Source organism: Nocardia alba NBRC 108234 (assembly GCF_001612665.1).
GTDB classification, from domain to species: Bacteria; Actinomycetota; Actinomycetes; order Mycobacteriales; family Mycobacteriaceae; genus Nocardia; species Nocardia alba.
Map to the genome: position 1 here is coordinate 25,197 of NZ_BDAX01000022.1, position 9,257 is coordinate 34,453.

The 9,257-nt window shown below is 67.7% G+C and carries 8 protein-coding genes; 1 reads left to right on the forward strand and 7 read right to left on the reverse strand.

Translation table 11 applies throughout. The annotated features are described in order from the left end of the window. Window positions 1-133 precede the first annotated feature (133 nt). Window positions 134-592, forward strand: coding sequence for a deaminase (locus tag NA12_RS23695; RefSeq protein ID WP_067455476.1), 459 nt, complete (start codon window positions 134-136; stop codon window positions 590-592). Window position 593: 1 nt separating this feature from the next. Here NA12_RS23695 and NA12_RS23700 read toward each other — a convergent pair whose 3' ends face one another. From NA12_RS23700 to NA12_RS23730, 7 genes are all read right to left on the reverse strand, one after another. Next, the gene (locus tag NA12_RS23700; RefSeq protein WP_056822566.1) at window positions 594-1,013 is read right to left on the reverse strand and encodes a CBS domain-containing protein; all 420 of its coding nucleotides are present in this window, start codon (window positions 1,011-1,013) and stop codon (window positions 594-596) included. 98 nt (window positions 1,014-1,111) lie between these two features. Next, a complete protein-coding gene (pknB, locus tag NA12_RS23705; RefSeq protein ID WP_067455479.1) occupies window positions 1,112-3,007 on the reverse strand; it encodes a Stk1 family PASTA domain-containing Ser/Thr kinase in 1,896 nt (631 codons plus the stop codon). Continuing rightward, a complete protein-coding gene (locus tag NA12_RS23710; RefSeq protein WP_067455482.1) occupies window positions 3,004-4,536 on the reverse strand; it encodes a protein kinase domain-containing protein in 1,533 nt (510 codons plus the stop codon). The genes pknB and NA12_RS23710 overlap by 4 nt, the downstream gene beginning before the upstream one ends. Window positions 4,537-4,573: 37 nt before the next feature. Further along, a complete protein-coding gene (locus NA12_RS23715; RefSeq protein WP_067455485.1) occupies window positions 4,574-6,046 on the reverse strand; it encodes a peptidoglycan D,D-transpeptidase FtsI family protein in 1,473 nt (490 codons plus the stop codon). Beyond that, the gene (locus NA12_RS23720) at window positions 6,043-7,515 is read right to left on the reverse strand and encodes an FtsW/RodA/SpoVE family cell cycle protein (RefSeq protein WP_067455488.1); all 1,473 of its coding nucleotides are present in this window, start codon (window positions 7,513-7,515) and stop codon (window positions 6,043-6,045) included. The genes NA12_RS23715 and NA12_RS23720 overlap by 4 nt, the downstream gene beginning before the upstream one ends. After that, window positions 7,515-8,963 carry a PP2C family protein-serine/threonine phosphatase gene (locus tag NA12_RS23725; protein ID WP_067455492.1) on the reverse strand — a complete coding sequence of 483 codons (1,449 nt, stop codon included), beginning with the start codon at window positions 8,961-8,963 and terminating at the stop codon, window positions 7,515-7,517. The genes NA12_RS23720 and NA12_RS23725 overlap by 1 nt, the downstream gene beginning before the upstream one ends. Next, window positions 8,960-9,257 (reverse strand): FHA domain-containing protein FhaB/FipA (locus NA12_RS23730; RefSeq protein ID WP_157106411.1); only part of this gene is annotated, 298 nt, incomplete at its 5' end. The genes NA12_RS23725 and NA12_RS23730, both read right to left, overlap by 4 nt.

Consider the following 9,257-nt stretch of genomic DNA (forward strand, 5'->3'; position numbering starts at 1 on the left):
AACAGAATCCGTGTGATGACCTGGGAAAATGGCGGTGTCCACAGTTCGTGGACAACATTGCTCCACACCTGAACATGACCGATTCCACATCACGTCGAGGTTGTGGATAACTCGCAGAACGCAGGGAAACGACATGGACCACGACGACACCGACCACCGGTTCATGCACAGGGCGATAGAGCTCGCCAGGAACTGTCCGCCCAGCGAGACGGCCTATTCGGTCGGCGCGGTCATCGTCGCCGACGGGGTGGAGATCGCGACCGGGTTCTCCCGCGAAACCGACGAGAAGGTGCACGCCGAGGAGTCCGCGCTGAACAAGCTCGACCCCGATGACCCTCGCCTGACCAGGGCCACCATCTACAGCACCCTCGAACCGTGTTCCACCCGCGCCACCGCGACCAGGCCGCCGTGCGCCGATCGCATCCTGGCCGCGGGTATCCCCACCGTGGTGATCGCCTGGCGTGAGCCGAGCCTGTTCGTCGCCGCCTGCGAGGGTGTGGACAAACTCCGTACCCATGGCGTGCGCGTCGTGGAACTCACCGACATGGCCGTGGAAGCCATGTCGATGAACACTCACCTGGACCTGGGTTAGCTCAGGGCCGCCCGTAGATGGCGGTCACGAACTCGCCGAGCTGATTGTCGTCGAGGTGGCGCGCCAGGTCGGCCTCGCTGATCATCCCGACCAGGCGCTTGTTCTCGATCACCGGCATGCGCTTCACCCGATGCGATTCCATCTGGTCGAGCACGTCTTCCACATCGGCGTCCGCGCTGACCCAGCGCGGCGTCGACTCGCACAGTTCCGCCGCCGTCGTCAGATCAGGTGACAGACCGAGCGCGACACACTTCACCACGATGTCGCGATCGGTGATGATGCCGCACATGCGCTCGTCGTCATCGGCGACGACGAGCGACCCGACGCCGAGATCGGCCATCGCCGTCGCCGCGGTCGCCACGGTGTCGCCACGGGTGATCCACTGCGCGCCGGGCTTCATGATGTCCCTGGCTGTCGTCATGGGGCTACCTCCTCGTCAGCAACGCTGGATGGGATGAAAGCAGCCTCATTCTGCGCCCGCCCGGCCGCGGCGGACGCATTCGCCATGCAATCGAGACCTCATCGCGGAAGCGGTGAGGCCCCCACGTGCAGCACCACATTGCTGTTGATCGTCACCGACGAACCCGCGGCCGGACTCTGACTGACGACCTTGCCCGAAGCATTGCCGTCGAGCGTGATCACCGTGGTCTGGCTGAGCTGACCGGTCCACCCTTCGGCGCGCAGCCTGTCCTGGGCCTGCACCGGGGTGAGCCCGGTGAGATCGGGGATGGTGATGCGGTCACCGGCGGAGACATGGACCGTGATGGTCGAGCCCTTCTCCGCGTTGCTGCCGCCGGCCGGGTTGGTGGCGAGCACCTGGCCCTTCGGCAGCGAGGACTTCATTTCCTGGATCTCGACCTTGAACCCGGCGGTATCCACCAGATTCGGCTGGGCGACGGAGATGTCCTGGCCGACCACCGACGGCACTCGAACCGCTTCCGGCCCGCCGCCGAGGGTGATGATGATCGGCTGATCGATGTCGACCCGCACACCAGCACTCGGTTCCTGCGCGATCACCTTGTCGGTGTCAGCCGTACTCGACGGCTTGCGGGCCACATTCGGATCGAGCTGCAGCCCGAGCGAATTCAGCTGCCGCTCGGCGTCGGCCTGGCTCATGCCGATCAGTCGCGGCAACGGCACCTGCGTGGGTCCGGTCGAGATCTGCACCGTCACGGTGCTGCCCTCGTCGATGCGCGAACCGCCGAGCGGCTGGGTCGCGATCACATTGCCCGGGGCCACCTTGCCGTCGGGTTTCTCCTGCACGGCCACATAGAAACCGGCCTGCTGCAGCGCGGTCTGCGCCTGCTGGGCCGACTTGCCGGACAGGTCGGGAACGGCTACCTGGTCGGCCTTGCTACCAGGACCGACCAGCACCCAGAACAGCCCGAACGCCACAGCGAGCGCGGCCGCCACACCGAGGGCGATCAGCCCGGTGCGGTTTCGTTCCTCGCCGACCGGCCCGACCACGGGGTGCTCGGAGGTGTCGTCGCGGCGGTCGTGCGAATTCCACGGGCCGGGTTCGTCGTCGTAATCGCCGCGGTCTTCGTCGTTCATCACCATCGGCGCGCTCGGCTTCTGCCCACCGAGCACCCGGATCAGGTCGGCGCGCATCTCCGCGGCCGTCTGGTACCGGTTGGCCGGATTCTTGGCCATCGCCTTGAGGATCACCGAGTCGAGCTCACGCGGCACGCCGGGATTGACCGACGACGGCAGCGGCGGGTCTTCCTTCACGTGCTGATAGGCGACCGCGACCGGCGAGTCACCGGTGAACGGCGGCTGCCCGGTCAGGATCTCGAAGAGCACACAGCCCACCGAGTACACATCCGAACGCGCGTCGACGGTCTCGCCGCGCGCCTGTTCGGGGGAGAGGTACTGGGCGGTGCCGATCACCGCGGAGGTCTGGGTCATCGGGTTGGCGCTGTCGGCGATCGCCCGCGCGATGCCGAAGTCCATCACCTTCACCGCACCGGCGCGGTTGATCATGATGTTGGCCGGCTTCATATCGCGGTGCACGATCCCGGCCTTGTGGCTGAAATCGAGCGCGGCGCACACGTCGGCCACGATCTCCATCGCCTTGCGGGGCGCCAGCGGACCCTTGCCGCGCACGATGTCGCGCAGGGTGTCGCCCTCGACGTATTCCATGACGATGTAGGGCAGCGGCCCGCCGTCGACGGTCGCCTCGCCGGTGTCGTACACGGCCACGATGGCCGGGTGGTTCAGCGCGGCCGCGTTCTGGGCCTCGCGCTTGAACCGCAGGTAGAACGTGGGATCGCGGGCCAGGTCGGCCCGCAGCACCTTGATCGCCACATCGCGGGACAGGCGCACGTCACGGGCGCGGTGCACCTCCGACATGCCGCCGAACCCGATGATCTCGCCCAGCTCGTACCGAGAGGAGAGGTTCTTCGGGGTTGTCATGGCTGTCCTATGGTCGGGCCAACGGCCGTGTCACCATCGGGAAACGGCAGGTCGAAGGTGGGCAGCCGGGGACGACCGACAGTGGTGGTGCCCGCGGCGGGCGCCGTGGTGGTCGCCTCCGGTTTGGTCGTCTTCGGCGTGGTGGTCGGCTTCGTCTTCGTCGTGGTGGTGGGCGGTTCGGTGGTGGTGGTCGGTGGTTCGGTGGTGGTGGTCGGCGCCACCGTTGTGGTGGTCGGGCGTTCCGTCGTGACCGGCGGTTCCTCGGTGATCACCGGCGGAGGCGGCGGGAACGCCTTGGTGGTGGTCACCGGCGGCGGTAGCGGTTTGGTGGTCTGCACGGTGGTGGTCGTGGTGCCCGAATCCCGGTTCGGTTCACCGCCGAACAGCAACCACAGCACGCCGCCGCCGAGCAGCAGCGCGCCGACACCGAGTGCGATCAGCCACTTCTGGTTGTTCTTGGCGTTGTTGGTCGGCAGCGGCGCAGGCCCGGAAGCCTGGGTGGCCGGACCGCCGTAACCGCCGGTGGGCGGACCCACCGGACCGCCGGGCTGGTGGCCGAAGCGCCGGGTCGCGCCGTCGTAGTCGGCTGCCGCCGCGGCAGCGGCAGCCGCCGGGAGCACCACGGTCGGGCCGGGCGGAAGTACCCGGGTGGCGCCGGTCATCGGCTGACCGGTGGCGCCGCCGGGCAGCGGCGGCATGTGACCGGCCCGCACGGCCGCCACGGCGTCGGCGAACTCGCCGCCGCTGCGGTAGCGCTGTAGCGGGTCCTTGGCCATGGTGATGGCGATCAGTTCGTGCACGTTCGTCGGCAGGTCGTCGGGCATCGGCGGCGGCGCGTCGCGCACGTGCTTCATCGCGACGGTGATCGCGCCCTCACCGGTGAACGGGCGGACGCCCGCCAGTGCCTCGTAGCCGACGATGCCGAGGGAGTACACGTCCGAGGCCGCGGTGGCATCTTCGCCGACGGCCTGTTCGGGCGCGATGTACTGGGCGGTGCCCATTACCATGCCGGTTTTGGTCACCGGCGAGGCGTCGACCGCCTTGGCGATGCCGAAGTCGGTGATCTTCACCTGACCGGTCGGCGTGACCAGGATGTTGCCCGGCTTCACGTCGCGGTGCACCACGCCCGCCGCGTGCGCGATCTCGAGTGCGCGCCCGGTCTGCTCGAGCATGTCCAGACCCTGGACGACCGAGAGCCTGCCCATCCGGTTGAGCACCGCGTTGAGCGGTTCGCCCTGAACGAGCTCCATCACCAGGTAGGCGGTCTCGCCGCCCGACGGGTCGGTGGTCTCGCCGTAGTCGTAGATGCCCGCGATTCCGGGTGCGTTGAGCTGCGCGGTGGTCCGCGCCTCGACGCGGAACCGCGCGCGGAAGGTCGGGTCGGCGGAGAACTCGGTCTTGAGGACCTTGACCGCCACCCGGCGGTCGAGCCGGGTGTCCATCGCTTCCCATACCTGACCCATACCGCCGGTGGCGATGAGCCGTTGCAGGCGGTAGCGGTCGGCGATCATGGCGCCGTTGTTCAGCATCGGGGCCCCCGTGTTGTCACTCGCACACTCATTTCGTTCAGCCCCCTGCCAGGCCCGCGTCCAGTACCGACCTGGCGATCGGAGCGGCTACCGAACCTCCGGTGGCCGCCAGCGCCCGATCGCCGCCGTTCTCGACGATCACCGCGATGGCGATCTTCGGGTTCTGCGCGGGCGCGAAGGCCATATACCAGGCGTGTGGCGGGGTGTTACGGGGATTGCTGCCGTGTTCGGCGGTTCCGGTCTTGGATGCGATCTGGTAAGGCGACCGTCCACCGCCCGCGGTATTGGCCTCCGAGGCGACCATCAGATCCGTCAGGGTCGACGCTACCTGGGGACTCACCGCCTGACCGACGCTGACCGGTTTGGTCTTGCTGAGCTCCGACAGATCGGGTGCTTGGGTCTGATCGACCAGATACGGCTGCATCCTGGTGCCGCCGTTGGCGATCGTGGCGGCGATCACCGCGACATTGAGCGGCGTCACCGACACATCGCGCTGCCCGATGCTCGACTGGCCGAGCGCGGCGTTGTCCGGGATCGGGCCGACGGTCGATTCGGCGACCGGAATCGGCACATTGGGCGGATCCTCGACGCCGATGCCGAACGCGGCGGCCTCGTCCTTCAGCTTGGCCGCGCCGACCTTCACGCCGAGTTCGACGAACGCGGTGTTGCACGAACGCCGGAACGCGTCGTAGAGGCTGGCCGTCGGCTGGTCGCCGCAGGTGCTGCCGTTGTAGTTCTCCAGCGTGGTGCTGGTCCCGGGCAGGGTGATGTTGGGCGCGGCCGTGAACTGGTCGTTCGGACCGGCGACGCCGTTGGACAGCGCGGCCGCGGTGACGACGGTCTTGAACGTCGACCCCGGCGGATAGGTCTGCGAGACGGCGCGATTGAGCATCGGCTGATCCGGATCGGTGCTCAGCCGTTCCCAGGCCGCGCGCCCCGCCGCGCCGTCGTGGCCCGACAGCTCGTTGGGGTCGTAGCTCGGCGTGGAGACCATGGTCAAGATCTTGCCGGTGCTCGGCTCGATCGCCACGACGGCGCCGGTGTAGCCCTTCGAGGTCATCTGCTCGTAGGCGACCTGCTGCATCATCGGATTCAGTGTGGTGAGCACGTTCGCGCCGCGCGGATCGCGCCCGGAGAACATGTCGATGAGCCGACGGCCGAACAGGCTCGAGTCGTTGCCCGAGAGCAGCGGATCCTCGGCCAGCTCGAGGCCGGTCTTGCCGTACTGCATCGAGTAGAACCCGGTGACCGGCGCGTATGCCGAGGGATCGGAGGGATATTCGCGCAGGTACTTGTACCGGTCGTCGGTCGCGACGGAGCCGGCGAGCACGGTGCCGCCCGCCGAGATCTGACCGCGTTGGCGCGAGTACTCGTCGAGCAGCACCCGGGAGTTACGCGGATCGCTGCGCAGATCGTCGGCCTTGACCACCTGCAGGTAGGTCGCGTTCACGAGCAACGCCACCACCATCACCATCACGGCGACGGCGACGCGACGCAGAGGCGTGTTCATTCGCTCACCCTGCTTTCCGGCCTGCGCACCAGTTCCGTTGCCGCGTCGGCGATCGGGGCCGGCGCGCGCTTACGGGGCGGTGCCGGTGCGCGGGCCGCATCGGAGATCTTGATCAACAGCCCGAGCAGCGCGTAGTTCGCCAGCAGCGACGAACCGCCATAGGAGATGAACGGCGTGGTCAGACCGGTGAGTGGGATCAGTTTGGTGACACCGCCGACGACCACGAAGATCTGGATCGCGATGGTGAACGACAGGCCCGCCGCGAGCAACTTGCCGAAGCTGTCACGCACGGCCAGCGCGGTGCGCAGCCCGCGGACGATGAAGATCAGGAACAGCATCAGCACCGCGGCGAGCCCGATCAGGCCCAGTTCCTCGCCGATGGTGGTGACGATGAAGTCGGTCTTGGCGAAGGGCACCTGCTGGGGCCGTCCGCTGCCGAGGCCGGTGCCGGCGAGCCCGCCGGTGGCGAACCCGAACATCGACTGCGAGATCTGATACCCGGTGTTGTGGTAGTCGTCGAACGGGTGCAGCCAGGTGTCGACGCGCACGCGCACGTGCCCGAACAGCTGGTAGGCGAACACGAACCCGAGCGCGAGCAGCCCGCCGCCGATGATCAGCCAGCCCACCCGTTCGGTGGCGATGTAGATCATCACGAGCACCGTGCCGAAGATGAGCAGCGACGTGCCGAGATCCTTTTCGAGCACGAGCACGCCGATGCAGACGACCCACACGATCAGGATGGGACCCATATCGCGCGGTCGCGGCCACTCCATACCGAGGAAGTGCTTGCCCGCCGCGGTGAACAGGTCGCGCTTGGCCACCAGCACGCCGGCGAAGAAGATGATCAGCAGGATTTTCGCGAATTCGCCCGGCTGCATGCTGAATCCGGGCAGCCGGATCCAGATCTTGGCGCCGTTGACTTCGGAGAACCGGCTCGGCAACAGTGCCGGAATCGCCAGCGCGACCAGCCCTACCAGGCCTAGTGTGTAGGTGTAGCGCGCCAGCGTGCGGTAATCCCGCAAGACGATGAGCAGGCTGATGAACACCACGATGCCGAGGCCGGTCCACATGATCTGCTGGTTGGCGTCGGGGGAGGGCACCGATGTCGCGTCGTACGCGGCCTTCTGCGCTTCCGCGAGGTCGAGCCGATGGATCAGCACGAGCCCTAATCCGTTGAGCAGCGCCACAATCGGTAGGAGCAGCGGGTCGGCGAACGGTGCGAACCGGCGCACCGCGAGATGGGCGATGCCGAACAGCGCCAGGAACGCCACACCGTACTTGGCGATGTCGGTGGTGATCGACTGTTCCTGGCTCGCCTCGACGATGAACAACGACACCGTCGTGATGCCCGCCGCGCCCGCCAGCAACAGCAATTCCTGGTTGCGTCGCGTCGACGGCGGCGGCGCCGGCGCGAATCCACCAGGGGGACTGGGGAACGCCCCAGCCGACGGCGGTGGCGGTGCGGACATCAGTCCGTCACCCGGCAGTTCTCCCCTGAGATCTGCGGGGTTGTCGGGGGGACGGTGGTGGTCGGAACCGGTGTGGTCGTGGTCGGTGCCGCGGGCTGATCGGGGCCGGGAGTCGGTGCGCCACCGGGGATCACCGGGGTCGGCTCGGGCGGAAGTACGCCGGGCTGCGGCACCGTTTCCTTCTTCGCGCACGGCGGCAGGAGTTCGTTCTGCGCCAGCACCTTCATGCTGCCGCGCGCCTTGTCCAGCGAATCCGGCGGCAGGCCCTTCTGCACCTGCTCGCGCCCGGTCTGCTTCAGGTCACTGACCATCAGCTGCTTGCACCCGCTCGGCGCGGACTTGCCCACCTCGACGAGCGTGAGTTCGCCCTTGTTGTTCACGCAGCCGGTGAGCTCCACATCGTGGATCGAGTAGCCGAGGATCGACCCGGGCAGGCCGCGCATCACGACCACCTTGTCGTTGTCGGCGCCCACGTAGTAGTTGCTGCGAATCATCTTGTAGCCCACCACGAGTCCGACGGCGACCGCGGCGATCAACGCCAGCGACAGCAGCAGCCAGCGCAGCTTGTGTGACTTGGTCTCCGGCGGCGGCGGTGCCGCGGCGGCCCGGCGCGGTTGCGCGCGCGGCGGACGCATGGCGGCGGCACGCCCCGCCGCGGTATTCGGTGGCGGGGAATCCTCCTCCTCCTCGGTGGAGGCGGCGCCCGCGAGGATCGGGTGGCTCTGCCCGTAGTCGAGGTCGATCACATCGGCGACGACAACGGTCACATTGTCGGGACCACCACTGCGCAGCGCCAGTTCGATGAGCCGGTCGGCGGACTCGTCGGTGTTGCCCTCGCGCAGGGTGTTGCCGATGGTCTCGTCACTCACCACGTCCGAAAGCCCGTCGGAGCACAGCAGATAACGATCACCGGCGCGGGCCTCGCGCATGATCAGCGTCGGCTCGATCTCGTTGCCGGTGAGGGCACGCATGATCAGCGAACGCTGCGGGTGGGTGTGCGCCTGCTCGGCGGTGATCCGGCCCTCGTCGACCAGCGACTGCACGAAGGTGTCGTCGCGGGTGATCTGGGCGAGTTCGCCGTCGCGCAGCAGGTAGGCACGCGAGTCGCCGATGTGCACCAGGCCGAGTTTGCGGCCCGCGAACAGGATGGCGGTGAGCGTGGTGCCCATGCCGTCGAGTTCGGGTTCGGCCTCGACGTGGTCGGCGATGGCGGCGTTGCCGGAGTGCGTGGCGTGGTCGAGCTTGCCGAGGATGTCGTCGCCGGGCTCGTCGTCGTCGAGATGCGCCAACGCGGCGATCATCAACTGGGAGGCCACTTCTCCGGCGGCGTGGCCACCCATGCCATCGGCCAGTGCTAGCAGGCGTGCGCCCGCGTAGACCGAATCTTCGTTGTTGCCCCGGACGAGTCCGCGGTCGCTTCGCGCGGTGTAGCGCAGAACAAGTGTCACGATCGCAGCTCGATCACTGTTTTGCCGACTCGCACAGGAGTGCCGAGCGGAACACGGACGGCGGTGGTGACTTTCGCGCGGTCTAGGTATGTGCCGTTGGTGGAACCGAGGTCTTCCACGTACCAGTCGTCACCACGCTGAGACAATCGCGCGTGCCTGGTCGAGGCGTAGTCGTCGGTGAGTACCAGCGTGGAATCGTCGGCGCGTCCGATCAGAACCGGTTGCGTGCCGAGGGTGATTCGAGTGCCGGCGAGTGAACCATGAGTCACCACTAGATACTTGGCGCCCTTCTGG

Excerpts from the sequence above, each read along its gene's own strand:
- NA12_RS23695 (WP_067455476.1), top strand. The coding sequence starts at position 134 with ATGGACCACGACGACACCGACCACCGGTTCATGCACAGGGCGATAGAG.
- NA12_RS23700 (WP_056822566.1), bottom strand. The coding sequence starts at position 1,013 with ATGACGACAGCCAGGGACATCATGAAGCCCGGCGCGCAGTGGATCACC.
- pknB (WP_067455479.1), bottom strand. The coding sequence starts at position 3,007 with ATGACAACCCCGAAGAACCTCTCCTCTCGGTACGAGCTGGGCGAGATC.
- NA12_RS23710 (WP_067455482.1), bottom strand. The coding sequence starts at position 4,536 with ATGCTGAACAACGGCGCCATGATCGCCGACCGCTACCGCCTGCAACGG.
- NA12_RS23715 (WP_067455485.1), bottom strand. The coding sequence starts at position 6,046 with ATGAACACGCCTCTGCGTCGCGTCGCCGTCGCCGTGATGGTGATGGTG.
- NA12_RS23720 (WP_067455488.1), bottom strand. The coding sequence starts at position 7,515 with ATGTCCGCACCGCCACCGCCGTCGGCTGGGGCGTTCCCCAGTCCCCCT.